This is a genomic window from Stenotrophomonas sp. YJH_SMC_135 (assembly GCF_059372355.1).
The window spans coordinates 181,577-207,085 of sequence record NZ_JCAFVN010000003.1 but is presented as its reverse complement, the minus strand read 5'-3'; the positions used below and the strand labels follow the sequence as shown (position 1 = coordinate 207,085).

The window sequence follows — 25,509 nt, the reverse complement described above, 5'->3', positions numbered from 1 at the left end:
CCGTTGACGCCCGGTTCCCTATAGTGGCGCTGGAACCCTGCAATGGAATGCCCATGCACGTGATGTCCCCCGGCCGTTGCCTGACGCTTGCACTTGCCGTCGCGGTGAGTGCCGGCGCGTGTGCGCGGCCGCCGTCCACCGAACACGAAAGGAATCCCGCCATGTCCGGCGCACCCCAGACAGGCCGCACGATCAACGGCCACACCTATACCGATGCCCCCGTGGACGTGAAGCTCGGGCCGAACACTTTCCGCATTCCGGCCAACTACCTGGACAGCCAGATCGCACCGTGGCCCGGCGAGGGCGTGACGCTGGTCATCGAGTGGCCGGACATGAAGCCGACGCCGCCGGGTGCCCGGGCCAATCCGCGTACGAATGATTTCCGGAAGGAGATTGCTGTTCGTATCAACTACATCGATCGCATTCCAATTGAGACTTCGCTTTCAAGGCTTTCCTCAAATGAAGCCATCACGGAGGAGGGTTCTGTGGAAAGGGAGGATCCCAGGGACCGTCTCGATCAACGCGTTGCACAGCCGGAGACCTTGGGCCTGACGCCCTATGCAATCGATGAAGCGAAGATGGTGTTGTACGCGAAGAAGTACGAGGCCCGGTATGGGAAGCCGCCTGTCCGCAATCCGGCATTCGAGCGCGACTGGTATGTTGCACGGGACGGTGCTGGGGGACTGACAAGCTTCATCAAGTGCGATAGCGCAACGTTCCTGGGGGACGGAGTGCGCCTGACGCAGGACGAGGTCATTGATCTGGACGATCCTGTGGCTGCCGGATGCGTTCACTACTTTGTCGATATCTCTGACAGCCTATCCATCTCCCTGCATTACAAGAGAGCTTTCTTGAAAGACTGGAAACGCATGGAAGATGCTGTTCGCGATGTTCTTGCTGCAGCACGGACGCGCTAAACGACGAGGCTCAAGGAGAAAGCAATGAGCGGCCTGACCCAGAAGGACATCAGAATCCTCATCGATTATGCAGATGCCGGTAATCGTGAGCTGTACTGGAACTACCTGTCGCAACTGCCGGGTTCGGACGGCTACGGTACGCTGGCGCTAGGTGTGGTACGTAATGACAGTTTGCCTGGACGCGTGGCCAATGCCTACGCGCAAAGCCATGCCAGATCTCAGAATGACGAAGGTTCGCGCTTTCCAAATGCCGAGCTGAGCGAGCGCCAGTGGGAAGCATTCGGGCGGACACTGCTGCGGGAAGATCTGGAGCTTCGACAGGCGTGGATGGGAAACGGACGTGCGGATCTCGCGCTGAATCTGCCTGGCGCTGACGTCATGCTGGCTCATGACCGCGCTTTCGAGCAGCACAGACTGGACCCCAATTGCTGGACTCCTCGAGTGCTCCTGCAAGCCGCCTCGGACAAGAGCGGCCCCGCGAAGCTGGAGCAGATCTGGACCAACATGCTCAACAACGACTACGCCGGCGGCCCGCGCGTAGGCAACACCAGTGTCGATGCCATCAGCCAGATGGGATGGACGAAAGGCGGCCAGTACTTGACCCGGTTGAGCGTGCTGGAAGCTACCCAGGCATTGGAAGGACGCTCGGCGGTCGATCCGAACGTCATCGGTGGCAACAGCTACTACGCGATGTACTTCGAAGCGGACAGGAAGTGGGCCAGTGTCAGCGCGGGTGGCGGCCATATGTCGATGCGGGAGATCACTGACCCCGCCCGCATCGCTGAACTCAACGACGCGCGGGACGTTCGTCTGGAACGGCAGGAAAAACGTACCCAGTTCCACCCGGACGACCCGTACCGGACCATCACCCGCAGCCCGCTGACCGCAGCCGTGGACGACGTGCCGGATCCCGCGCAGGTAGCGACCCGTCTGGCCGACATTGGACCCGGCCACCGTGAGTACGCATTGATGCAGCAGGTGCGCGAAGGCGTGGCCGCGATCGATGCCGGCGCCGGGCGTACCCACGACGAGAACAGCGAGCGCCTGGTGGCGAGCGTGATGGCCTTGGCGCGCCACAACCAGTTCGAACGCGCCGACCATGTGCTGCTGAGCGCGCAGACTGCCGATCACCCGGCCGGCCGCAACGTGTTCGTGGTGCAGGGCGAGTTGAATGATCCGGCGCATCTGCGGGCCTCCATGCCCACGGACCGGGCGGTGCAGACGCCGGTCGAGCAGTCACTGCAGGCCCTGCAGGCAGTCGGTGCGGATCGTGAACAGGCACACGCGCAGCGCCAGCAGGAGGTCGATGCGCAGGCGCGCGACATCCCGGCGATACGGATGGGCTAGGGTCCCGGCCTGTCGCAGCTTCGCCTCACGCGGTCTTTGCAACTCGGTGCGCGGGCATTGCTAAGTTCGCTTGGCGACCGACGCGTACCAGCCGGGTAGATGTCCGCCTGGGTGGATGCCATTTCACCGCTGCGGTAGCCGCCCACTTTGGTGGGCATTCTGGCCCTGGCGCGCGGTGACGCAGCCGTGCCCACCAAGGTGGGCACCCACCAAGGCGATGTGGATTGGCATCCAGTACCGGGGCGCTACCTCGCCAGGGCGTCTGCCGTCTGCGCGGCCACCATGGCCTGCTGCATCTCCTTCAGCGACAGATAGCCATCACCATCGGTGTCCAGGCCCGCAAAGTACTTCGCAATCTCCGGCACCAACGTGGCTTCATCCTTGCTGATCCTGCCATCCTTGTTCGTGTCCATGGCACTGAACGCGGCGTCGATCGAATCGGCCTGCTTGCTGAAGCGCCCCTGCTGGAATCTGGTGTATTCGGCCTTGTCGACGCGCCCATCCTTGTTGGTGTCCATCGCTGTGAACGTGGAGTCGATGTAGGCCTGCTTCGGGTCAGCCGGCGCGGCCTGGGAGGCCAGCGGAGCGGCGCACAATGCGATCAACAGAGCGGTCTTCTTCATGGGTCGTATGTCCTTGAGATGTGCAGGTCAGCGGCAGGGATAGGTGTAGCCGTCGGCGCCGCGATAGGTATCGTTGCGGCGGTCATAATTGCCGTAGCGGCGAATGCAGTAGTCGGCGCGTTCGCGGGTCTCGCGTTCGCGCTTGGCGGCTGCGGCAATCACACCGGCCACGACGGCTGCGCCCACCACGCCCACCACCACACCGGTGGTCTTGGCATCGTGGCGGCGCTCACGTTCCCGGTCACGCTCACGCTCGCGTTCACGACGCTCCCATGCATCACGATCGCGGTCACGGTAGTCCTGGTCCCACTACGGGTTGTAGCGGTTACCGCGTTGCGCATGGGCGTCGCCGGAGTAGGGCAACAGCAGCATCAGTTGTGCAGCCGCTGCCAGCAGCAGTGCGGTTCCTCCTGGTTTCAGAGACATCGTCCAGCTCCTGTGCGGACATTGTTGGTAGCTCCAGTAGAGCCCGCAGACATTGCGCGAACCTGCCGTCACTGCAGGTAAGGTCACTGGCTATCGAACCAGTGCTTCGACCGGGTCCAGCTGCGCGGCGCGGCGTGCTGGCAGGAAGCCGAAGCCAATACCGATCAGGCTGGAACAGGCGAAGGCGGCCAGGATCGAATTGGCGGAGAACACCAGGCTGAAACCCACGTTGGCCAGCGCCAACCCCGCCCCCAATGCCAGGGCCACGCCGATGCCGAGCACGCCACCGAGCAGGCAGACCAGGACCGATTCGATCAGGAACTGTTGCAGGATGTCGCTGCGCCGCGCGCCCACCGCCATGCGCACGCCGATCTCGCGTGTTCGCTCGGTCACCGACACCAGCATGATGTTCATCACTCCGATTCCGCCCACTACCAGCGCGATGGCGGCGATGGAGCTGATCATCATGGTCAGGATGCCGGTGGTCTGTTCGATGGACTGGCGGATCTGCGCGTTGTTGCTCATGTAGAAATCGGTGCTGCCATGGCGGCGTGCCAGCAATCGTCCGATGGCGCGCTCGGCCGCCTCCATGCTGATGGCATCGGAGACACGCACGGTGATGCTGGAAACGTGGCTCTGCCCGAGCATGCGCGCCATGGTGGTAGTGTAGGGCAGCCACACCCGCAGCAGCGAGGCATCGCCGACCGCGCCGGCGTCCTTCTTCACCACGCCCACCACGCGCACCGGCACGTTGCCCAGCAGCAGGGTCTGGCCGATGGGATTGTCCACCGCAGCGAAGAAGCGGGCGCGGGTATTGGCATCGATCACCACTACCTGCTGGTAGCCGGCCACGGCGGCCGGGCCGAAGAAGGCACCTTCGCCCAGCTGCAGGCCATGCACGCGGAAGTACTGCTCGCTGACGCCCTGCACCTGCACGCTGGCCGAGCGGTTGCCGCGCAGCGCGGTGCCGGTGGTGGCCACGCCGGGTGTAGCGCTGTCCACGAACGGCTGCCCGGCCAGGGCCACGCTGTCGCCGGGGGTGAGCGTTTCCACCCGCGCCGAGTGCAGGTCGCCGAAGCCGGACCCGGGATAGATCTCGATGGTGTTGGTGCCCAGCGAGGAAATGTTGGACAGGATGGCCTGGCGCGCGCCGGTACCCAGCGCGACCACGGAGACGACCGACGCAATGCCGATGATGATGCCGAGCATGGTCAGGAAGGTGCGCATGCGGTGCGCGTTCATTGCGCGCAGGGCCATGCGTAACGCCTCCGTAAGGCGGTCACGCACCGCCTGCCAGCCGCTGCCACCGCCGCGCTGCGGCGGGGCCGCCGCTGACCCATCCGCGGCAGAGACCTTGCCCGTGGCGCGATCATCGACAATCCGGCCATCGCGGATCTCGATGATGCGATGAGCATGTTCGGCCATGGCCATGTCATGCGTCACCAGCACCACGGTGTGGCCCTCGGCATGCAGCTCGCCCAGGATCTTCATCACCTCCCTGCCGGAGTGGGTGTCCAGTGCACCCGTCGGCTCATCGGCGAAGATCACCGCGCCGCCGTTCATCAGTGCGCGCGCAATCGAAACACGCTGCTGCTGGCCACCTGACAGCTCGCCAGGCAGATGCTGCATACGTTCGCTCAGGCCCAGCCGCGCCAACAGCTCGGCCGCGCGGGCGCGGCGGGTGGCCCCCGCCATGCCGGCATAGATCGCTGGCACTTCTACATTGCCCAATGCGGTCAGGTCGGTCAGCAGGTGATAGCGCTGAAAGATGAAGCCGAAGTGCTCGCGGCGTAGTTCGGCCAGTTCATCGGGCGACATCTGAGCGGTTTCGCGTCCGGCGATCTGGTATGCACCGGCGGAAGGGCGATCGAGGCAGCCGAGGATGTTCATCAACGTGGACTTGCCCGAGCCGGACTGGCCCACGATGGCCACCAGTTCGCCTGCGTGGATGTCCAGGTCCACGCCATCGAGCACGACCAGGGTCTGTTCGCCGGCCGCGAACTCGCGGCGGATGCCGCGTACGCGCAGCAAAGGGGCGGTGGTGGATGTGCTCATTTCGACGGCGCGTGTGCGGTAGCGGCTTCGTCCCGGGCCTGCGCCAGCACCACCTGTTCGCCCTCTTTCAGGCCGCTGCGTACCTCCACCTGGATCTGGTCGTCCAGCCCGATGGTGATGCGGCGCGCATGGGCGTGCCCGTCCGCGCCACGCACCTGTACGCTGTAGCTGCCATCGGCCGCGCGTGCACCGAGCGCAGCGGAGGGCAGCGTCAGTACGTTGTCGGCGCGACCCAGCACGATGCGCACCTGCGCGGTCATGTAGCTGCGCAGGCGGCCATCGGCGTTGGCGACGTCGAACTGCCCGTTGTAGTACATGGCGGTGCGGCTGCCACCGCCGGTCGCGGGTGAAGCAAGGGCGGAGGCGTCTTCCTGGGTGATCGATTCCGGAGCCGGGGCGATGTCGCGCAGCGTGCTCCTGTAGCGACGTCCCGCATCGCCAAGAATGGTGAAGTACGCTTCCTGACCAACGGACGTGTGCACAACATCCGCCTCGGAGATTTCCGCGTAGACCGTCATCACGTCCTGGTTGCCCAGCATCACGATGGTCGGTGCGCTCTGTACCGCGTTCACGGTCTGCCCCTGGCGCGCCACCACGGCCAGCACGGTGCCGTCGGTGGGGGCGGTGATACGGGTGTACTCGAGGTTGGTCTGTGCGATATCCACGGCGGTCTGCCGCTGCACCATCTCACCCTCCAGCGCGGCGATCTGTTCCCGGGTGGCATCGACCTTGGCCTTGGCCGCATCGACGTCGGCGCGTGCCACCAACTGCGAGGTCACCAGCTGCTGCTGTCGATGCAATGTCAGCTCGAACTGGCGCAGGTCGGTGGCCAGCGCATCGCGGTTGGCGCGCGCGGTGCGCTGTGCTGCCTGCGCACTCAGCAATGCGTTGCGCTGGGTGCGCGAATCGATATCGGCAATCGGATCGCCGGCCTTCACCTTGTCGCCCAGCTTCACATGCAGGGCCTCGATGCGGCCGGAGACCTGCGCGCCCACGCTCACCAGCCGCGAGGGCTTCAGTGTTCCGGTGGCTTCAACGACCTGTTCAATGTTGCCCCGGGTTACCGGTGCCACCTGCAGCTTCGGTGGTGGTACGGGCCGGAGCCAAGCGAAGAGTGCCAACGTTGTGCAGAGGAGTGCGGCAGCAATGATCAGCACACGGCGGCGGCTGCGCGGTGTGGCGCTCATCGGCGCGGCATCCGGAAGAGACAGGGCATCGTGGATCCTCGAGACTGTTGGAATGCACGCCTGGGGCGACAGGTGTGGATGGTGGTCGAGTCTCGATGCGCTGGATTGCGCGAACCTTGCGATGGTGCAGGCGTGTCAGTGGGCAATGCCCTGCGTGAGCAGTGCCATCGCGATGAACTGGATCATGCTACCGAGCGCCAACAGCACGTGGCGGAGGCGTTGCGCCGGCGTGGGCAAGGTCGAAAGGTGGCACAATGCGCCGACCAGCAGCACGGCGCAGACCGCAATCGGCAGCGTTGCGGTGGCGGCGATGATCGCGATGATCATCAACGTGGCAGCAAGCATCACGGTGGCTGCATGCGTATCCAGGGCCCGCAGCAGCGGGGGAGCCGGGCGCAGTGCAGCCCCTCGCCACACGACCAGCATGTGCAGTGCGGCATGCACGGCGACGAACACCAGCACGGCAGTGGCCGTTGCATGCGCGTGCCGATACGCGGAAGCCACCAGCGCAAGGCCGGGGAGCAGCAGGAACAGCGCGGCGAACAGGCGGATCAGCACGCCGGCCCGCTCGCGTTCGGGAATCATCCGCAGCCAGTGCGGCCAGTGTTCCAACCCACGCGTGCGGCCTGCATGCGCGCGGCAGTTCCATGCTGCGGCGGTCAGGCTGGGCGTATTCCGAGGCGGCGGGGCAGGGGGGGAAGAGGGCGGTGGAGGAGCTCCCTGTGTCACATGCAGGCTTCCTGTCAGTTCCGGACGCAGCACCTGCTGTGCCGCTCACCTGGATGCTGGGCAGCGAACATTGCCGCAACCTTGCGCATCAACCGCAGTCCTGGCGCGCGGACAGCCAGTAGTCATCCGCGCATAGTCATCCACGTGGAAGCGATGCGCTCAGTACTCCGGCGCCAATGCGCTGGTGACGCCTGGATGCACGGGGAACTCGACGCGGATCAGGGCGCCACCACCGGGCGCATCCAGAATCGTGACGTGGCCGCCGTGGCGGTCGATCACCTGCCGCACCAGGTTCAATCCCAATCCGGCGCCTGTCTGCCGGGGCCGCAGGCGTTGGAAGGGCTCGAACACGCGTTCGCGCTGGTCGACCGGAATGCCGGGTCCATCGTCTTCCACCTCAAGGCAGCTGCCCTGCACGCGCACGATGATATGACGTCCACCGTGCTCGGCGGCATTCAGTACCAGGTTGGAGAGCACCCGTTCGATGGCACCGGACTCGCCCAGCACCGGGAAGTTCGGTTCCACTGCCACGGCGACCGTCTTGTCGGACTGGATCAGCAGGGGGGCCAGATCGGCGACGACCCGCTTGGCCACGCGGGCCAGGTTGAGGGAGTCCTTCGGTCCATCGGCTTCCATGCGGTGCAGGTCCAGGAGCTGCTCGGCAAGCGTTGCCAGCCGAGCGACTTCCACCGCCAGGCTGCGTGAGGTGGAATCGTCGGTGGCATCGATCTTCACCCGCAGGATGGCGATCGGTGTACGCAGCTCATGGGCGGCGGCGGCGATGAAGCGGCGCTGCCGTTCGTGCCCTTCGTCCAGTCGGTCCAGCGCTTCGTTCACCGCGGTCACGAGGGGGGCGATCTCTACCGGTACGGCGGTCTCTGTCAGACGGATGCCGCGACGGCTGGCAGAGATGTTGCGGGCTTCCTGCGCGATGCGCTCCACGCCAGCCAGGGCGCGGCGCACGATGATCGGGGTCAGGATGATGGTGGCCAGGCCCAGCAGCAGGAAGATCGGCAGGGTGATGATGTGTGCGGCCAGCGCCATCTGCCAGGTCAGCGAATCGGTTTCGCCATGGGCCATGATGGTCAGCTTGCCGGCCGGACCGCTGTGCTGGCGTATCACCACGGCCAGGCCGTCGTTGCGGCCGCGTCCGCGCAGGTCGCCATAGGGAATGCCGTCGAGGGCGCCGACCAGCGAGGCGTAGGCGGGCGGAACGTGGCCGAATGTCACATGTTGGCCCTGCTCATCCTCGGCGATGAACCACGCGCCGGGGACGATCTTCAGCAGCTCGTCCAGCGCCGGCGTGCGTTCCACATACAGCTCGCCCTTGCTGTCCCGACGAACGGCCTCTGCCGCCACCGGGGCGAAGGTCTGGATGGTGTAGTAGCCGCCGCTGTCGACACGCACCAGCACCATCAGCAATGCGAAGAAGGCCACCAGCAGTGCGAGCAGCTGGTAGATCAGGGTTTTGACGATCAGCGGGCGCTTCAGTGAGGGACGAAGCGCCATTACTTCGTTTCCCGCATCAGATAGCCGACACCGCGGATGGCATGGATTTCCACCCCCGCATCCGCGTCGGCCAGCTTGCGCCGCAGGCGTGAGACATGCGAGTCCAGCGTGTTGGAATGGATGCCGTCGTCGAAGCCGTACACCGCCATCTCGATGGATTCGCGAAGCACGGTGCGGCCCAGCCGGCGGGCGAGGGCCGCCAGCACGCGGATCTCGCGGCGCGGAAGCTCCAGTCGCTGTCCGCCCACGCTGGCTTCGCCCGAGGTGGGGTCGAACAGCAGCCGGCCGATGCTCACCGGCTCCACCTGCATGCCGCTCGGCCGGCGCCCGGCCGCGCGGATCCGCGCGAACAGTTCTTCCAGCGCGAAGGGCTTGGCCAGGTAGTCGTCGGCGCCCTCATCCAGGCCGGCGATGCGGTCCGGCAACTGTCCCAGTGCGCTGAGCACGATGATCGGCACCCCCGGATTGCGCCCGCGCAGCACGGGAATGAGCCCCAGCCCGTCACCATCGGGCAGGGTGCGGTCCAGCAGCACCAGGTCGTGTGATCCGGAAAGTGCTGCTTGGCGGGCCAGTGCCAGGGTGCTGGCCAGGTCCACGACGTAGCGCTCCCGCTGCAGGGCAGACTTCAGGGTGGCAGCCAGTTCGGCTTCGTCTTCGATCAGCAGGATGTGCATCGGCAGGCGTCAGGCGGGAAGGAGGCATAAGGCGGGCGGCAAGCGCCGGCACCGTATTACAGGAACATTGCGTGAACATGGCGTTCCTTCGGGGCCTGCCGGTGACGCCGCAACACCCGCTGCGGCGCGGGCCGCCCGGCGCAAGGTTCGCGCAATCCGCGCACTCCAGCCTTGGCGCCCGTTCGCTGATCCCCAACCCCTGGAGTGCCCATGAAGTTGTTCGTCCCGCTGTTGCTGGTTGCCGCCTTGAGTGGCTGCACCACTGCCAAAATGACCGTCACCCCCGATGGCCGCCGTGGTGTTTCCATCGACTGCAGCGGTTCCAGTTCCTGGAGTGGCTGCTACGAAAAGGCCGGGCAGATGTGCCCAGGCGGCTATGTGGTCTTCAGCAAGGATGGCGATGAAGGAAATGCCATCGCGGTGGGCAACAGGAACGGCTTCACCTCTACCCAGATGGCCACCCGCTCGATGCTGGTGTCCTGCTCGCACTGACCTGGGCAGGGGAGGTGGGTTGCCACCTCCCCCTCGATATCCAATACAACGATGCCCCTCGAAAGGGGCATTGTTGGGGGTTACGGCGCTGTCTTCGCTTGTCGCGGATCGGCAATGATGCGCGAGGGCGATCCATACAGCACCAGGACCCGCATGCCGGTGGTGAACACCGGATCGGGGCCCTGCACAACCGTCATCAGGTTGCCGTTCTCCGTCTGCACAACATATTCCAGGCCCTTGGCCTGCGAGAGTGCGCGTTCGGAGGCTGCACCGGCAATAGCTCCGACCACGAGGCCGCCAATGGCACCGATGGCCGCCCCCTGGTCGCTGCCGCCGATGGTGGAGCCGGCCACACCGCCAGCCGCAGCGCCGGCAACGGCACCGCCGCCCTGTGAACCGTCAATACTGACCGCGCGGACGCTGATGACCGTACCGCCGACAGTTCGATTGACCTGTCCCACTGAACCGATGGAATAACTGTCCGTACGCACATTTGGCGCGCAGGCCGTCAGCATCGCAGCAACGGATGCAGCCACCAGCAGGCGCTTCATGGCGCTTCCTGCTTGTTCGGGAACATCGGCTTGGTAATGTCCACGGTTTCCAGCGCCTGCAGGAACTGGGCGATGTTGTTCTGTGCTGAGCGGCTGATCGACTCGCGGGCACGGATTACCCCTGCGAAGGCATAGTTGAACGGAACTTCGCCGGATGCGCTGACATCCTGGGTGTAGACGATGCTGCCGGTTGCACGATCGATCAGCTCGTAGCGGGCGATCGTCTTGGTGGTCATCGATGCACCGAAGCTGGGAATGTCGATCGCCAGAATCTTCACCGACAGGCTCAACTTCACCGGTGCATCGTCGCGGAACACCGCCATCTTATTGAGCGCTTCGGTCAGCGCGTTCTGCCACATCTGCGGCACTTCGTGCTGGGCCTGCGCGGGAATCTTGCCCTTGGCTTCATCCGGACGTGCCAGCGTGACCGTCAGCGACTTCAGTTCGCCATCAATCTTCTTGCTGCTGACCCCGACGTTCGGGACCGAGAAATTGAGCGGCGGATTGGTGGTACAACCCGCCAGCGACACGGCGATGATCGCCGCGAACAGGAACTTCTTCATCCATTTTCCCCTGTGACTACGTTGAAACATCCATGGTGAATCGTATGTTCGTCGGCAACGTCGATGCTGCACCGCAGCGGTCGCATGAAGACGTGGCTGACTGCGCGCAAGGATACCTGAATTGGGGTGGTCTACCGTCCGGGCAGGCGGCACGCTGGCACGAGATGCCGGCGACGCAGGTGGCTCCGCTCAGAAGCTGTAAGCCGCCTGCACATACACCCGCCGCGGCTCGCCCGGGAAATGCCCGTTGCGCTCGATGAAGCCGCTGGCCGCGTACACCTTGTCGAACAGGTTCTTGACGTTGGCCTGGAACTGCCACTGCTTCCACGTGGTCTTCCAGCTCATGTCGAATACCGTGTATGCCTTGACCGCCTGCCCATCCAGGCTGACACGCTCGCCCACATGGTCGGCGCCGAAGCCGATGGCCGAGTTGATCGACGGCAGGTCGTAGCGCGTCCACACGCCGAGCTTGTTGCGTGGCGCATTGGCGAAGCGGTCGCCGGAGGCATTGGTGATGCCGTTCGGTCCGGCATCCTTCACCCGTGCGTCGTTGTAGGCGTAGGTCAGGTTCACCACCCAGCGCTCGGTCACGTCGGCCAGCAGGTCCAGTTCCATGCCCGTGCTGCGTACCAGGCCCAGCGCAGCGAGTTGGTTTACCCCGCCGATCACCTCGCCGGTGGCCTGCACGATGTTGCTGCGGTCGATGCGGTAGGCCGCCATGTTCAGGGTCACACGGTCGGCCAGCAGGGACTTCAGACCGACTTCCCATTGCCTGCTGCGCTCCGCGTCGAACGGTCCGCCGGCCGCCGGGTTCTGGTTGGTGGCACTCTGCGGCACGAAGCCGCTGGCGATGTTGGCGTACAGGTTCACGCCGTCCCGGACGGTAAAGGTACTGCCCAGGCGCCAGCTGAGATCGTTGCCATCCACGCTGCCGCCACCCATGCGGTCCTGATCCTTGAAGCCATCCCAGCGCAGCCCGGCCAGCACATGCCAGCGCGCGCCCAGTGCCAGCTCATCCTGCAGGTAGCCGCCGTAGCGCTTGCTGCGGGTGGCGGTGCTGCGCCAGGGCAGAGCGGCCAGGTTGTAGTCATGCCAGGTGCTCGCGCCATAGACCGGGTTGAACAGGTCAATGCCCCGCACCGGGCCGGCGCCGCGTGCCAGGTCGGCGCTGTTGGCGGTCTGCGCGGTGAAGTCGGCGTCGAGCTGGTACACGTCGGCGCCGAACAGCACCTTGTGTTCGATACGGCCGGTGTTGATCCGCCATACGGCATTGCCGCTGGCGGTGAAGGCAGTGTTGTCACGGATCTGGTTGCGCAGCTGGCGCGTCATCCACTCGGCCACGCCGTCGCGGTCACGATCAATCAGCCCCATCGGCTCGTGGTACATCTGGTGCTCGTTGTTGCTGAACCAGCGCGCAGCAAGGTCCACGTCCAGGTTGTCGCGCGGTGCGAAGCGATACTGCGCCAGTGCGACCTTGGCGCGCATGTCGAGGAAGTCACTGGCCTCGTTGTGGTTCCAGCGGCGGTCGGTCAGGAAGCTGCCGGCATCGTTCACCGGCACGCCGCGCAGGCGGTTGCCGCCCAGGTTCTGGGTGATGTCGGTGAACTGCAGCACCAGTTCGCCGGTCTGGCCGACATCGAAGGCCAGCGAGGCATCGCCGATCACGCTTTCGCTGTCGGCATTCCAGCGCACGCCCTGCTCGCTGTCGGCATACAGGCCGGCGCGATAGCGAATGCTGCCGCTGGCATTCAAGGGGCCGGTGCCTTCGATCGATCCGGCGCGGAAGTCCTTGTCGCCTGCCTGCAGCTCGATGCGGCGTTCGGCGCGCGCCTTGGGCTTGCGCGTTACATAGTTGATGACACCGCCCGCATCACCACCGCCGTACAGCGCACCGGCCGGACCTTTCAGTACTTCCACGCGTTCGATATTGAACAGTTGCGGCACCGAGAAGCCCGCATAGGGATCACCACGCAGGCCGTCGTAGAGAACGTTCTCCTGGCGGAACCCGCGCAGGGTGACGCCGGCATAGCTGAAGAAGCTGATGCCGCTGATGCTGCGGTACAGATCGGTGACCTGGCGCGCGGCCTGGTCGTCGATCAGCTCGCGCGGCACGACCTGGATCGACTGCGGCACCAGTTCCAACGGGGTATCGGTGCGGGTGCCGACGGCCGCATCGTTGGCGCGGTACAGGGTCTGCGCGCGGCCGCGGACTTCGACCTTGTCCAGGTCCTTCAGGGTGTCAGCGGAGGCCTCGGAGGCCAGTGCAGGCGTAGCCAGGGAAAGGGGCAGCGCCAGGCAGAGGGCGTGCTTGAGCGGGGTTGGAAGCGGCATGAGGGGGTCGGGGCGGGCTGCAAATGAGAAGGATTAGCATTTGCAACGCTTCGTGACCTATCCCCCGAGTGCGCTATGGACGCAGGCCCGGGTCGGTATATGGGGTGCCGGCCAAGGCCACCAGCACGCCGGTGCCACCGCGCACGATCAGCTGCAGCATCGCTTGGCGCGGATCCTCGCCCCTCTGCTGGCTGGCCAGTCCACTCTCATAGGCGGCCACCATCGACGCCAGCAGCATGGCTGCGCCCAGGCGTGCCTCCGCGTCCTGCGCGGGCCGACCGGCCGCGTCGGCCATCAGCTGGGCCAGGTCGTCGGCCAGCTGTGCCTGCAGCCGTCGCGCGTGCGCCACCAGCACCGGACTGTCGGCCACGGTTGCCCAGAAGGCCGCTGCACCGGAGTTGATCCGTAACAGCGGATGGCCGCTGTCCAGCAGCTCCCGCACCAGCGATTGGAAGGCGGCCAGCGGGGCCATGCCACGGCGCGCCGCCATGCCTTCGCGAAGCAGGGTCCGGGCCTCCTCATCGCGGTCGAACACCAGGTCTTCCTTGCTGGCGAAATAATTGAAGACCGTCTTGCGCGAGACCCCCGCCGCATTGGCAATCTCGGACATGGACACGGCTTCGAAGCCGCGGCGGATGATCAGTTCGGTGGCGACGTCCGAAATGGTCTGTCGGGTCTCGGTCTTGCGCTGCTCGCGGCGGCCCCGGGGCGGGATCATGGGCGGTTCACTGGTGGAAACGTACACCGAGTGTAACATTGGCGTCGCCAGAGCGCCGGCCCGGCGCTCACAGGGAAATCCCATGTTGTACGACGTCGTCATCGCCGGGGCCGGCCCGGTCGGCCTGTTCCTGTCGTGCGAGCTGGCCCAGGCCGGCTGTTCGGTCCTGTTGCTGGAGCAGGCAGCGTCGCCCGAGACGCCCTTGAAACGCCTGCCCTTTGGCTTGCGCGGCTTGAATGCGCCCACCCTGGAGGCCCTGGATCGACGTGGCCTGCTGGATGCGGTTGCCGCCAGTCAGGTGCTGAAGCCGGACAACGGCGCACCGCCGCCCGGCACCGCCCATTGGCTGGCGCAACCGCGGCCACTGGGCGGCCACTTCGCCGGCATTCCTTTTGCGCTGGACAACGTGGACAGTGCGCGCTGGCGCCATCGCCTGCCGACGCCGGTGCCCACCCAGATGGCGGTCGAGCTGCAGTCGCTGGAGGCGGTGCTGGCCGAGCGTGCGGTGTCGCTGGGTGTACAGATCGAGCGTGGCTGCACGGTGCAGGCGGTGCACGCACGCGAAGCACAGATGGTGGTCCAGACCGGTCGCGGGCTGATGCGGGGCCGCTGGCTGGTCGGTTGCGATGGCGCCCGCAGCACGGTACGCAAGCAATCGGGGTTCGTGTTCGCAGGGACGGCGCCGGAGTTCACCGGGCACACGCTGCAGGTCGAACTGGCAGACCCGTCGGTGCTCGTCCCGGGGCGTCAGTTCACCGAACACGGCATGTGCAATTTCAATCCGCCGGGCATGCTGGCGCTGGCCGATTTCGACGGTGGCGCCGGCCATCGCACGCCGCTGGACCGGCACACCGCCCAGGCGCTGCTGCGGCGTGTGTCCGGGCGAGAGGCAACGATCACGGCGTTGCATCTGGCCACCACATGGACCGATGCCGCGCGCCAGGCCACGGCCTATCGCAGCGGCCGCGTGCTGTTGGCCGGTGATGCCGCGCACATGCATTCGCCGTTGGGCGGGCAGGGGCTGAACCTCGGCATCGGCGATGCGATGAACCTGGGGTGGAAGCTGGCCGCGGTGGTGCGAGGTGATGTGGCAGAGTCGCTGTTGGACAGCTATCAGGCTGAGCGCCATCCGATCGGCGCCCAGGTGCTCGACTGGTCACGTGCGCAGGTGGCGTTGATGCGGCCAGGCCCCGGGTCGCGCGCGCTGGCGGCGGTCATCGCCGACCTGGCCGCGACCCGCGACGGTGCCACCTATCTCGCCGAGCGGCTGTGGGGTGTGGCACCGCCACCGGTGCTCGACGGCAGCCATCCGCGGGTTGGCCGAAGCGCACCGGACGTTCAACTGGCTGATGACCGTCGGATGGGAGAGCTGCTGCGTGCAGGGCAGGGCGTGCTGCTGGGGCTCGATACCGGCGATTCGCTCGGTCCGATCATTGAGCGCTGGCAGCGGTCGGTCACCTGCGTGATGTCCACGGCGCGCGACACGCTGGGACTGGGCGCCGTGCTGGTCCGCCCCGACGGTATCGTCGCCTGGGCCTGCGATGCTGGCGGTGACACGTCGGGGCTGGAGCCTTCGCTGGAACGCTGGTTCGGTTCGCTGCGGTGACCGCCCGCTAGGGCGACGCCACCACGGCCTGCGCGCAGCGCCCGGCTTCGGTCATCACCGAGGCCAGCTGCTTCAATGAGTAAGGCTTGCGCAGCAGGGTGAAGCCATGGCCAGGGTCCCGGGCCAGCAGTTCGCTGTAGCCGCTGGTAAGGATCACTGGAAGCCCAGGCAGGCGGCTGCGGATGGTACGGGCCAGATCCAGGCCGTTCATGCCAGGCATCACTACGTCGCTGAACACTACATCGAAGCGGGAGGCATCCCGTTCGAGCTCCGCCAGGGCCTCGTCCGCATTGTGCGCAAGTACCACGTTGTAATCGAGCTCGCGCAGGGCGCCGACGGCAAATTCGGCCACATCGACGTTGTCTTCCACAACCAGCACGCAGACACCGTGACCATGCTGCAGCCCCGGTAGCGTCGCCGGCCGTTCCGTCATTTCTCTCGCCTGCGCCAGCGGCAGGTACAGGGTGAAGCGGGTACCGGCGCCCGCCTGGCTCTGCACGTCCACCTCGCCTTCCGACTGCTTGACGAAGCCGAACACCTGGCTGAGGCCGAGGCCGGTTCCGGCGCCGACGCTCTTGGTGGTGAAGAAGGGCTCGAAGATGCGGTCGACGACGGCGGGGTCGATGCCTGCTCCGGTGTCGGTCACGCTGATCGCGGCGAAGTCGCCCTTCATCGGCGCGGCGAAGCGCACCGAAGGCACCGCGGTTACCTGCTCCACCTCGATGGTCACCCTGCCGTGTCCCTCGATCGCATCGCGCGCGTTGACCGCGATGTTGATCAATGCAGTGTCCAGCTGGGTCCGGTCCAGCAGCACCGGCAACGGCGTGCCGGGCAACGTCAACGACACCTGGATGCGTGCACCCAGTACCGTGGTGATGATGTCCGAAAGCGCGTGCACGCTCTCGCAGAGATCGAAGACCTCCGGCGACAGGCTCTGGCGACGCGAGAACGCAAGCAGTTGCGCGGTCAGCTTGGTGGCGCGGTCCGAGGCTGTGGCAATGGCCTGGATGTAGCGGCGCCGGGTGTCGTCTGACGGCCACGTGTGCAGGAGCATGTCCACCGAACCGGTGATGACCTGCAGCAGGTTGTTGAAGTCGTGGGCCACACCGCCGGTGAGCTGGCCGATCGCCTCCAGCTTCTGCGACTGGCGCAGCTGCTCGCGGGCGCGCACCAGTTCCAGATGGGCCTCCCGCGCCTGCTCGGTGATCGCCGCGACCTGGCGGCTGTGCAGGTCGCGCTCGATCACCCGTTCGGTCTGCTCGCTGACCACGCACAGGATACCGGCGACACTGCCGCAGCCGACGCGCAGCGGTGAATAGGAAAACGTCCAGAAAGTTTCGCGCAGCGTGCCGTCGCGATCCATCATCAATGGCAGGTTCTTGAAGCTGCGGCTGGTGCCGGCAAAGGCGTCGTCGACGGCATGCACCACGTCCGGCCATACGTCCGCCCAGACATCCTCCAGACGGTTGCCCATCGCGCCGTGCAGCTTTTCCCCCAGCATCGGCAGATAGGCATCATTGAAGAAGAACGCCTTGTCTTCCTTGCCCCAGGCAAGCCACAGGGGTTCCGGCGAATCCAGGATCATCGCCAGCAAGGTGCGAAGTTCGGCGGGTGCGCTTGCGGCAGTGGCCGAGCGGGCCCAGTCACTGTCCTGCAGCAGTCGGTAGGCGAGCTGATCAGGTGCAGAGACTGGCAGGGGAAAAGGATGCATGGCCGCCATTGGCGCAGGGAGGTGGCGCAGCATAGCCGAGCGCATGTCATGATGCCCTGCACACCCTCGGCATGAAGGGCCTCGCCACTTCGCCGTTGACGTGGCAGGGATGCACCCCTTGTTCCGCAGGTTGCCGCTATCGCGGCGCAGCGCGAAGGGAGGCGAAGCTGGCCTGATCGGCGGGTCTAGCCCTTACGACCTGCCTGCGCGGTGAGCACATCCCGGCCAGCCTCGGTCAGATCGATATCCCCGTCTTCCGCCTGTACCGCCCATCCGGCGGTCACCGCCCACGTTGCGGCATCGCCGCGCACCGGCTCTGCAGCGGCGATTGCCTGGAGTATTTTCCGCTGTTCCGCAGTCATTTCCACGTGGCGGCCCTCAGATACCCAGCAACGACGCCGGTTGCCAGTCCGACAGGCGGGCGTGGCTGACCGGTTGATGGCAGCCGCACCCGTCACAACGAAACAACGCCCCGCCCGGAAGTTGCACCAGGTTGTCTTCGCTGGCAGAGCTGGTCGACGAGCAATGCCGGCAGGTGACCGTGAGCGCAGTGATGCGCTGCACGCTGCCTGATAGATCGAACACGGCCTCGAACGCGCGAATGACAGGGTGGGCAGTGTCCGGCATCTGAGTCTCGACAGGGTGGGGAGACCTCATCGTCGCGCGCCGGCTGTGATGGAGCAGTCAGCCGGATGCATGGGCGCGATCAAGACAGGCGCGGCAACCGGGCGCGCACCTTCGTCAGGGATTGTTCTTCTTTCCGCTCAGGTCCAGCGGCTTGTCACTGCCCTTGCGCTCGCTCGACCACACTTCCATGCCCTTGTTGCAGCGGCTCTCGCGGGCAGCGACCTCGGGCGGCAGGTCCTTCAGGTGCGGCGACTCCTGGCAGGCTTGATGCATGTTGCTGTCGTCATAGGTGGCGCAGGCGCTGAGCGATGCGAGGGCGATGGCAATGAGGGTCGCGCGGAGCGGGGGCTGCAGGTTCATGGGGGGCCTCGGGTGATGCCAGGATGGCCATGGAATTCAAATCCGTGACACCGGGCATGCACAATCGGACCAACCGCACTTGTTATCCTATAACAGATGCGCGATAGTCCGGCCCCTGCCGGCGTCAGGCGATGCAGATCACCAGTACCGTGCACAGCACCAGCATCAGCACGAACACGCGTCGGCTCAGTGCCAGGCAGGCCAGATAGGCTGCGAGCGCCCACGCTGCCAGCAGCGCGCAGGCCATCACCCATAGCCCGATACCCATCATCGAACCCGTCGCCAACGCAGACAGTGCGATGGCCTTGAACAGCGCCACGCCCAACACGCTGCCCAGCATGCCGGCCTGCAAGGCGATGGCATCATGGCGGGCAGGTGCGCGATGGGGGTGCATTGCGGGTCCGGTACGGGCCGAGAGCGCGGCGTCGGCTGCACTGTGCCCAAATGCACATCCACGAAATGTGTTCATCGCGCGCGAAGACCGCGATGAAGCCCGTTCAGTCGAACTCACCCTCGGCCGATTCCAGGCGCTGCCGGTACGCCGCGCGGTGCTGGTACAGGCGCTGGCACTCGGCCGACCTGTGGATGCGGCTGCCGGGTTCATTGGCCACCGAGTCGCACATCCGCGCGATGTGATTGTTCTCCGCCAGTTCGGTGACGAAGAACACGGCAGTGATGCCGGTGCCAAGCAGCACGACATACAGCAGACGGCTGAGCCAGCGTGACAATTTCCGCTCGAAGTGCTGCTGGATGGTCAGGTCGAAGCGGATGATGCTGAGCACGATCCAGACGATGGCGACCAGGAAGCAGAGCGTGGGCAGCAGGTCGCGCCAGATGCCTGCTTCGTAGACCGACTCGCTGTAATGGACCGCAGCTCCGGCACCCGCGATGGCAATGGCCAGCGCCCAGTTGCGGCCCAGTGAGAGCAGGTCATCGAGCAGCTTTTCGTGGTTCCTGGTTGGTCCTGCTGCCACGAGGGTTCCTTCTGCGTGTTGCGACCGGCGACGGGCTGCCGCCGATCGTGCAGATGGTGGAGCATCGATTCGGTGATGAGAAGCCTGCCCGCTCAGTATCCTCCTGCGCGTGCACCGATCCAGCGCCGGTAGCGGCGGGTCCGGCACTTTGCGGCCGCCTGTGCCAGCAGCAGTGCCCAGACGGGCGAAACACCCGGCGCCGTGGGCCGGAGCCTGCTCAGCCGCGCCAACTGGTACTTCACTGCGGCCATGTGTGCGCTGGCGGCCAACGGTTTGTTGCGCCAGTCGATGGTGCGCAGTGTCGGCACCGGGTCGCGGCCCTGCTGCCAGCGGTGTGGCAGATCCGGCTCGATCGCCAGCGCGGTTGCGACGCCGACCATGGCCACACCGCTGTCAAGTACCTGATCGGCCACGGCGCGACGGCGGATGCCACCGGTGACCATCAGCGGCATGGTTGCCACCGTGGCGATCTCACGCGCGAACTCAAGGAAGTAGGCCTCGCGGGCCAGGCTGCGCTGGTCGCGTGCGGCACCGGTCATGGCCGGTGCTTCGTAGCTGCCACCGGACAGTTCGACCAGGTCCACGCCGAGCGGCGCCAGCATTTCCACCACTGCGCGCGCATCCTCGGGCGAGAAGCCACCGCGCTGGAAATCGGCGGAATTGAGCTTCACGGCCACCGCGAACGTGGGCGACACGGTGGCGCGCACCCCCTGCACGATCTCCAGCAGCAGGCGCGCACGGTTGTGCAGGCTGCCGCCCCAGCGGTCGTCGCGGCGGTTGGACAGCGGCGACAGGAACTGGCTGAGCAGGTAACCGTGCGCGGCATGGATCTGCACGCCACTGAACCCGGCGCGCTCGGCCAGCTCGGCGCTGCGGATGAAGCGGCCGATCACCTCTTCGATGTCCGCCTCGGTCATCGCCCGCGGCGGTGCGAACTGCCTGGACAGCGCGCCCATCTCCAGGGCGACGGCTGACGGCGCGAGTGCCGGTTGGCCGAGTGCGGCCGGCATCTGCCTCCCGGGATGGTTGATCTGCATCCACATCTGCGCGCCCCGTGAGCGTGCCGTTTCGGCCCAGGCGATGAAGCGGTCAAGGTGGCGGTCGTCTTCCAGCACCACGCCGCCGGGGCCGGTCATGGCGCGGCCATCGACCATCACGTTGCCGGTGATGATCAGTCCTGCGCCGCCATCGGCCCAACGCTGGTAGAGCTGCAGCAGCGCAGCGGACGGCGCGTGGTCGGCGTCGGCCATGTTTTCCTCCATCGCGGCCTTGGCAATGCGGTTGCGGATGATGGCACCGGAGGGTAGTGCCAGGGGCGAGAACAGCGACATCGGACAGCTCCAGGACAGGGGAATGGCGCTACGCTAACCTTCAAGTTTTATTGAAGGTCAACAGACTCCCATGGCGAGGATTCAGGCAGATGAAGATCGGTGAGCTGGCCCGCCTCACGGGCCTCGCGGCGTCGCGCATTCGCTTCTATGAAGACGCGGGGCTGCTGGTGGTGCAGCGCCAGGCCAATGGCTACCGTGACTATCCGGAACAGGCGGTGCTGTTGCTGGAGTTGATCACGGGCGCGCAGCGTGCAGGCTTCAGCCTGGAAGAGATCCGCGCCCTGCTGCCACCGGACATGGGCCAGTGGCAGCATGAGGCGTTGATCACGATGCTGCAGCAGAAGGTGGCTGACATCGAAGCGTTGCAGCTGCGGCTGGCAGAGAGCCGGGCGCATCTGCTGGCCCTGATCGAGGACATCCAGGCGCGGCCGGACGGCATCGACTGTGCAGCCAATTCGCGGCGGGTGCTGGACCGTGTGAAGCGCGGTGAGCTGGCGCGGCCGACCCTGGTGGCCGGCGATACAGCGTTGCTGCGACCAGATCGCCGTCGCCGCAGAGGCAGCGACTGACGATCCGGCGCAATGTTCAGTGGCTGCCGACGACGGCGGTGCTGCGCTTCTTGTCCAGCATCACCGCCACGCACCACAGCAGCAGGCCGCCGATCGCGGTAGCCGCGCCGACATAGCCGGTACTGGCCGGGCTGAAGCCGGCGCTGATTGCCATGCCGCCCAGCCACGGGCCGAGTGCGTTGGCAGTATTGAAAGCGGCGTGGTTGGAGGCCGCCGCCAGCGTCTGCGCCTCACCGGCCACGTCCATCAGGCGGGTCTGCAGCACCGCCGCCAGTGCGCCCATGGTGCCGACAGTGATGATCATCGGGCCGATGGTCCACACCGACTGTGCGGCCAGCGGATACAGCAGCAGCATCACGATCGACCACAGCAGCACCACGGCGGCGGCCTTGAAGTGGAACTTGTCCACCAGCCAGCCACCGGCGATGTTGCCGATGATCGCGCCGATGCCGAACACGCCCACCGCCAGCGGCATCCACGATTCGGCCACGCCGGTGACCTGCACCAGGGTCGGTGCCAGGTAGGTGAACACGCAGAACATGCCGGCGAAGCCGACCGCGCCGATCGCCAGCGCCAGCCACACCTGGGACGTGTTGAAGGCGCGCAGCTCGCGCATCGGCGAGGTACGTACTTCATCCGGGTCCGGCAGCAGGAAGCGCGCGATCATCGCCACGGTGGCGATGGCCAGCACGCTGACCAGGGCAAAGGCGGTGCGCCAGCTCAGCTGCTGACCCAGCCAGGTCGTCAGCGGGTTGCCGACCAGGATCGCGATAGACAGGCCCAGCAGCACGCGTGACATCGCCTGGCCGCGCTGGCCTGCGGGACTGATCGCCGCGGCCACCAGCATCGCCACGCCGAAGTAGGCGCCATGCGGCAGGCCGGCGACGAAGCGCGCCACCAGCATCGTGCCGTAGTTCGGTGCCAGCGCGCTGGCCAGGTTGCCGACCGCGTAGAAGCCCATCAGTGCCAGCAGCAGCTTGCGGCGCGGGAAGCTGGCGCCGACGAAGGCGAGGATCGGGGCGCCGACCACCACGCCGATGGCATAGGCGCTGATCAGATGCCCGACCTGGGTTTCGGAAATCGACAGGCCGCGGCTGATCTCCAGCATCAGGCCCATGCTGGCGAACTCGCTGGTGCCGATGGCGAAGCCACCCAGTGAAAGGGCGAGGATGATCAGGGTGCGCTGGCGGGGCGTCAGCCGCGCAGCCAGGGAAGAGTTGGGGCTCATGCGGGGGCGCGATGGGGGGCGGGAGCCGCCCATTGTACTGCTGCACTGCAGCAGGAGCAGCAGCACTCAGGGTAAATCAGCGTTTGATCGGTGACACGCCGGCCCGCCGCGCCTCGTCGCGTCCGGCTCAGATGCCCAGCGCCGCCCGGGCATGAGCGTACTTTCCGTGCAGGCGTGCGGCCGTCGCCGCATCGAGCATCGCCAGCCGCTGCGGATCGGCGTTGTCATCCAGATCGGCGCGCTTCACTTTCAGTGCCAGCGGGTGGGCGGCAATGCGCGCGTAGTAGCTGTCCGCGTCGGGTGCTGCATCGCGGTTGAGCAGTTGCACCGCCTCGCGCAGCGGTGCGGGAAATACCTCGATCCGCGCGGCAAACGCCGGGCAGTCCTCGGCCACGTCATGCAGCCAGGCCACCACTTCGGCGTCATCGTCGCCGCGCACCGCAGCCGCCACCCGCGCCACATGGCCGATGTAAGGCTGGCCGGCCTTGTCGATCTGCCCCGCGTGGGCCTCGGTGGCCAGCGTGCGGGCAAGTGCTACCCAGTCCATTGCGGTCTCCTTGGATATCCGCGCACAGTTTCGCGCAGAAGCCGCAGCGGTTGTGGATGCGCCCATGACGCTGCCACCGGCATGATGGCGGGGCAGGGGGCGCAGTGTTGCCCCGACAAGGAGGAGTGCGATGCAGGAATTCAGGCATGTGCTGGAAACCCGTGGCCGCTACCAGCTGGTAGCGGTGTCCCACGAGCCGGTGTACGCTCCCGGCGATGTGGTCGGCCATGCGGTCGTCGCCGACGATGGGGATCGTCTGACCGACCTGATATCACTGGCCGAAGCGCGCCAACGCTTGCTGCAACTGGTGCGTGAAGAGGGCGAGGAGCCCGGGCTGGAAAACGAGAACCACCTGCGGAAGAAGGCGTCGCGCTGGCGCCACCGCTAGGCCGTCGCGCCGCGTGCGCATCATGGAGGATTCGGGTGTTGCCCAGTAAGAAGTATCTGCTCATCGCCATCATCACGCTGGCGACCCTGTTGCTTGGTTTCGTGTTTTCCGGCTACTTGACCTTGCTGTTCCTGGGGCTGGACACCCAGCTGTTCACCTGGAACACCTACTACCAGTACGTCCACGCCATCGGCCAACCGCAGGTCGCGCCCTTCGTGGGCAAGATCAAATGGGCGGGCTACGTAGGCTTCGGCCTGCCCCTGCTGGTGCTGCTGGTGGCCGGCCTGGTGCTGCTGCTGAAGAAGGACAAGCGCTCGCTGCACGGCGACGCGCGCTTCGCCACCGGCGCCGACCTGGCCAAGCACGGCATGTTCAAGAAGACCGGCCAGAGCATCGTGGTCGGCAGCCATGGCGGCAAGCTGGTGCGCCTGGATGGCCAGCAGTTCGTGATCCTGGCCGCGCCCACCCGCTCGGGCAAGGGCGTGGGCGTGGTCATCCCGAACCTGCTGGAGTACGGCGAATCGCTGGTGGTGCTGGACATCAAGCAGGAGAACTTCGACCTGACCAGCGGCTGGCGCGCCAGCCAGGGCCAGGAGATCTACCTGTTCAACCCCTTCGCCGAGGACCGGCGCACGCACCGCTGGAACCCGCTCAGCTACGTCTCCGACGATCCGGCCTTCCGGGTGTCGGACCTGATGAGCATCGCCGCGATGCTGTACCCAGACGGGGCCGAGGACCAGAAGTTCTGGGTCAGCCAGGCACGCAACGCGTTCATGGCCTTTACCCTGTACCTGTTCGAGAACTGGGACGACGAGCGCAGCAGCGGTTTCCCGGGCGGCGCCGGCACGCCCACGCTCGGTGCGGTGTACCGTCTGTCCTCCGGCGACGGCACCGACCTGAAGAAGTACCTCAAGACCCTGTCGGAGCGACCGTTCCTCAGTGCCAATGCCCGTTCGGCGTTCGCCAACATGCTGTCGCAGGCCGATGAGACCTTCGCCTCGATCCTGGGCACCTTCAAGGAGCCGCTCAATCCCTGGATCAACCCGGTGCTGGACAAGGCCACCAGCAGCAACGACTTCCTGCTGACCGACGTCCGCAAGAAGAAGATGACCATCTACATCGGCATCCAGCCCAACAAGCTGGCCGAGAGCCGGCTGATCATCAACCTGTTCTTCAGCCAGCTGATCAACCTCAACACCAAGGAACTGCCCAAGTCCAACCCGGACCTGAAGTACCAGTGCCTGCTGCTGATGGACGAATTCACCTCGATCGGCAAAGTGGAGATCATCGCCTCGGCGGTCTCCTACATGGCCGGCTACAACATCCGCCTGCTGCCGATCATCCAGAGCATGTCCCAGCTCGACGCCACCTACGGCCGGGAAGTCTCTCGCACGATCATCACCAACCACGCGCTGCAGATCCTGTACGCGCCGCGCGAACAGCAGGATGCCAACGACTACTCGGACATGCTGGGCTACACCACGGTGCGCAGGAAGAACGTCACCCATGCCCGCGAGAAGACCCACAACTTCACCGAGGAACGGCGCGCGCTGATGCTGCCGCAGGAGCTGAAGGCGATGGGGCCGGACATGGAGGTGTTCCTGTACGAGGGGATACCTCACCCGGTGAAGTGCGACAAGATCCGGTACTACAAGGATCGCTACTTCACCTCGAGGCTGCTGCCGAAGGTGGACGTTCCGATGCTGAACGTCTAATTCACGTCGCTGAATTTGTGATCACAATTCGTAGTTAAGAATGTGAATTCGTGATTTCGGTCAAGAATTTGGCATTTGTTCATGGATTTTCAGACTTGTCTGACATGGAATTGACGCGTGGTTGTGCGACCCTGTGCATGTCGTTCAGAAATGTGTGATGGATGGCAGATGTTGTAGAGCAGGGTGGCCAGGAGTTTGTGCCATGAAACAAGGATGGTTTCGACGTTGGTGAGGTATGCGGGTGTGTCGTCGGCAGTGTCTGGCGGCCCCGCGACTTGGTTGGCAGCCGTTGGCTGCAGGGGAGCCGGAGCAGGTGTGCTGCCAGTCAGTG

At 65.8% G+C, this 25,509-nt stretch carries 27 protein-coding genes; 7 read left to right on the top strand and 20 right to left on the bottom strand.

Annotated elements, in window-relative coordinates; genetic code table 11:
- Nucleotides 1-53: 53 nt before the first annotated feature.
- Nucleotides 54-917, top strand: a complete 864-nt coding sequence (locus AC5P98_RS11925) for a Smlt3025 familytype IV secretion system inhibitor (protein ID WP_053451571.1) — start codon at nt 54-56, stop codon at nt 915-917.
- Nucleotides 918-941: 24 nt separating this feature from the next.
- On the top strand, nt 942-2,264 hold the full coding sequence (locus AC5P98_RS11920) for a Smlt3024 family type IV secretion system effector (protein ID WP_495230037.1): 1,323 nt from the start codon (nt 942-944) through the stop codon (nt 2,262-2,264).
- 245 nt (nt 2,265-2,509) lie between these two features.
- Here AC5P98_RS11920 and AC5P98_RS11915 read toward each other — a convergent pair whose 3' ends face one another.
- The 7 genes from AC5P98_RS11915 to AC5P98_RS11885 form a co-directional block, all read right to left on the bottom strand.
- On the bottom strand, nt 2,510-2,887 hold the full coding sequence (locus AC5P98_RS11915) for an EF-hand domain-containing protein (protein WP_495230036.1): 378 nt from the start codon (nt 2,885-2,887) through the stop codon (nt 2,510-2,512).
- Between the two features lie 27 nt (nt 2,888-2,914).
- The gene (locus AC5P98_RS11910; RefSeq protein ID WP_234413066.1) at nt 2,915-3,073 is read right to left on the bottom strand and encodes a hypothetical protein; all 159 of its coding nucleotides are present in this window, start codon (nt 3,071-3,073) and stop codon (nt 2,915-2,917) included.
- A gap of 330 nt (nt 3,074-3,403) precedes the next feature.
- Nucleotides 3,404-5,368: a MacB family efflux pump subunit gene (locus tag AC5P98_RS11905; RefSeq protein ID WP_049477348.1), complete on the bottom strand. Its 1,965-nt coding sequence runs from the start codon at nt 5,366-5,368 to the stop codon at nt 3,404-3,406.
- On the bottom strand, nt 5,365-6,555 hold the full coding sequence (locus AC5P98_RS11900; RefSeq protein WP_049419060.1) for an efflux RND transporter periplasmic adaptor subunit: 1,191 nt from the start codon (nt 6,553-6,555) through the stop codon (nt 5,365-5,367). Before AC5P98_RS11900 ends, AC5P98_RS11905 begins: the two co-directional genes overlap by 4 nt.
- 135 nt (nt 6,556-6,690) lie before the next feature.
- Complete coding sequence (locus AC5P98_RS11895) at nt 6,691-7,167, bottom strand: hypothetical protein (protein ID WP_234413064.1); 477 nt, start codon at nt 7,165-7,167, stop codon at nt 6,691-6,693.
- Nucleotides 7,168-7,443: 276 nt separating this feature from the next.
- The gene (locus AC5P98_RS11890; RefSeq protein WP_049419057.1) at nt 7,444-8,793 is read right to left on the bottom strand and encodes a sensor histidine kinase; all 1,350 of its coding nucleotides are present in this window, start codon (nt 8,791-8,793) and stop codon (nt 7,444-7,446) included.
- Nucleotides 8,793-9,467 (bottom strand): response regulator transcription factor, encoded by a 675-nt coding sequence (locus AC5P98_RS11885; RefSeq protein ID WP_014647595.1) that lies wholly within the window; start codon nt 9,465-9,467, stop codon nt 8,793-8,795. The genes AC5P98_RS11890 and AC5P98_RS11885 overlap by 1 nt, the downstream gene beginning before the upstream one ends.
- Nucleotides 9,468-9,677: 210 nt before the next feature.
- On the opposite strand from AC5P98_RS11885, the gene AC5P98_RS11880 reads away from it, so the two are divergent.
- A complete protein-coding gene (locus AC5P98_RS11880) occupies nt 9,678-9,959 on the top strand; it encodes a hypothetical protein (protein WP_032957412.1) in 282 nt (93 codons plus the stop codon).
- A gap of 80 nt (nt 9,960-10,039) precedes the next feature.
- On the opposite strand, the gene AC5P98_RS11875 is transcribed toward AC5P98_RS11880, so the two are convergent.
- From AC5P98_RS11875 to AC5P98_RS11860, 4 genes are all read right to left on the bottom strand, one after another.
- Nucleotides 10,040-10,510: an outer membrane lipoprotein gene (locus AC5P98_RS11875; protein WP_032957414.1), complete on the bottom strand. Its 471-nt coding sequence runs from the start codon at nt 10,508-10,510 to the stop codon at nt 10,040-10,042.
- Nucleotides 10,507-11,073 (bottom strand): putative periplasmic lipoprotein, encoded by a 567-nt coding sequence (locus AC5P98_RS11870; RefSeq protein ID WP_032957416.1) that lies wholly within the window; start codon nt 11,071-11,073, stop codon nt 10,507-10,509. The genes AC5P98_RS11875 and AC5P98_RS11870 overlap by 4 nt, the downstream gene beginning before the upstream one ends.
- Nucleotides 11,074-11,262: 189 nt before the next feature.
- Nucleotides 11,263-13,404 carry a TonB-dependent siderophore receptor gene (locus tag AC5P98_RS11865; RefSeq protein WP_049419054.1) on the bottom strand — a complete coding sequence of 714 codons (2,142 nt, stop codon included), beginning with the start codon at nt 13,402-13,404 and terminating at the stop codon, nt 11,263-11,265.
- Between the two features lie 73 nt (nt 13,405-13,477).
- Entirely contained in the window at nt 13,478-14,122 is a 645-nt protein-coding gene (locus AC5P98_RS11860; protein WP_046431363.1) for a TetR/AcrR family transcriptional regulator, read from the bottom strand.
- Between the two features lie 82 nt (nt 14,123-14,204).
- Between AC5P98_RS11860 and AC5P98_RS11855 the strand changes: the two genes are divergently transcribed.
- The gene (locus AC5P98_RS11855) at nt 14,205-15,728 is read left to right on the top strand and encodes an FAD-dependent monooxygenase (protein ID WP_049408532.1); all 1,524 of its coding nucleotides are present in this window, start codon (nt 14,205-14,207) and stop codon (nt 15,726-15,728) included.
- 7 nt (nt 15,729-15,735) lie between these two features.
- Here the strand turns inward: AC5P98_RS11855 and AC5P98_RS11850 are convergent, their stop codons facing one another.
- The 7 genes from AC5P98_RS11850 to AC5P98_RS11820 all read right to left on the bottom strand — a co-directional run bounded on the left by AC5P98_RS11850 (nt 15,736) and on the right by AC5P98_RS11820 (nt 20,731).
- Nucleotides 15,736-17,439, bottom strand: coding sequence for an ATP-binding protein (locus tag AC5P98_RS11850; protein ID WP_041864224.1), 1,704 nt, complete (start codon nt 17,437-17,439; stop codon nt 15,736-15,738).
- 185 nt (nt 17,440-17,624) lie between these two features.
- On the bottom strand, nt 17,625-17,801 hold the full coding sequence (locus tag AC5P98_RS11845; protein ID WP_172980598.1) for a hypothetical protein: 177 nt from the start codon (nt 17,799-17,801) through the stop codon (nt 17,625-17,627).
- Nucleotides 17,802-17,817: 16 nt separating this feature from the next.
- Entirely contained in the window at nt 17,818-18,066 is a 249-nt protein-coding gene (locus tag AC5P98_RS11840) for a hypothetical protein (RefSeq protein WP_014647589.1), read from the bottom strand.
- 114 nt (nt 18,067-18,180) lie between these two features.
- Entirely contained in the window at nt 18,181-18,426 is a 246-nt protein-coding gene (locus AC5P98_RS11835) for a hypothetical protein (protein WP_014647588.1), read from the bottom strand.
- A 124-nt stretch (nt 18,427-18,550) separates the two neighbouring features.
- Complete coding sequence (locus tag AC5P98_RS11830) at nt 18,551-18,820, bottom strand: hypothetical protein (RefSeq protein ID WP_032957425.1); 270 nt, start codon at nt 18,818-18,820, stop codon at nt 18,551-18,553.
- Nucleotides 18,821-18,923: 103 nt separating this feature from the next.
- Entirely contained in the window at nt 18,924-19,400 is a 477-nt protein-coding gene (locus AC5P98_RS11825) for a hypothetical protein (RefSeq protein WP_046431353.1), read from the bottom strand.
- A gap of 92 nt (nt 19,401-19,492) precedes the next feature.
- Nucleotides 19,493-20,731: an NADH:flavin oxidoreductase/NADH oxidase family protein gene (locus tag AC5P98_RS11820; RefSeq protein ID WP_049408534.1), complete on the bottom strand. Its 1,239-nt coding sequence runs from the start codon at nt 20,729-20,731 to the stop codon at nt 19,493-19,495.
- Nucleotides 20,732-20,820: 89 nt separating this feature from the next.
- Here AC5P98_RS11820 and AC5P98_RS11815 point away from each other — a divergent pair, with 89 nt between their 5' ends.
- Nucleotides 20,821-21,300: a MerR family transcriptional regulator gene (locus AC5P98_RS11815; RefSeq protein WP_032957429.1), complete on the top strand. Its 480-nt coding sequence runs from the start codon at nt 20,821-20,823 to the stop codon at nt 21,298-21,300.
- 16 nt (nt 21,301-21,316) lie between these two features.
- On the opposite strand, the gene AC5P98_RS11810 is transcribed toward AC5P98_RS11815, so the two are convergent.
- Together AC5P98_RS11810 and AC5P98_RS11805 are read right to left on the bottom strand one after the other, a co-directional pair.
- Nucleotides 21,317-22,528 carry an MFS transporter gene (locus AC5P98_RS11810; protein ID WP_014647583.1) on the bottom strand — a complete coding sequence of 404 codons (1,212 nt, stop codon included), beginning with the start codon at nt 22,526-22,528 and terminating at the stop codon, nt 21,317-21,319.
- A 127-nt stretch (nt 22,529-22,655) separates the two neighbouring features.
- On the bottom strand, nt 22,656-23,075 hold the full coding sequence (locus AC5P98_RS11805; protein WP_032957003.1) for an HD domain-containing protein: 420 nt from the start codon (nt 23,073-23,075) through the stop codon (nt 22,656-22,658).
- Nucleotides 23,076-23,205: 130 nt separating this feature from the next.
- On the opposite strand from AC5P98_RS11805, the gene AC5P98_RS11800 reads away from it, so the two are divergent.
- Both AC5P98_RS11800 and AC5P98_RS11795 read left to right on the top strand, forming a co-directional pair.
- Nucleotides 23,206-23,463, top strand: a complete 258-nt coding sequence (locus AC5P98_RS11800; protein ID WP_014647581.1) for a hypothetical protein — start codon at nt 23,206-23,208, stop codon at nt 23,461-23,463.
- A gap of 35 nt (nt 23,464-23,498) precedes the next feature.
- Nucleotides 23,499-25,178, top strand: a complete 1,680-nt coding sequence (locus AC5P98_RS11795) for a type IV secretory system conjugative DNA transfer family protein (protein WP_014647580.1) — start codon at nt 23,499-23,501, stop codon at nt 25,176-25,178.
- Nucleotides 25,179-25,509: the final 331 nt, after the last annotated feature.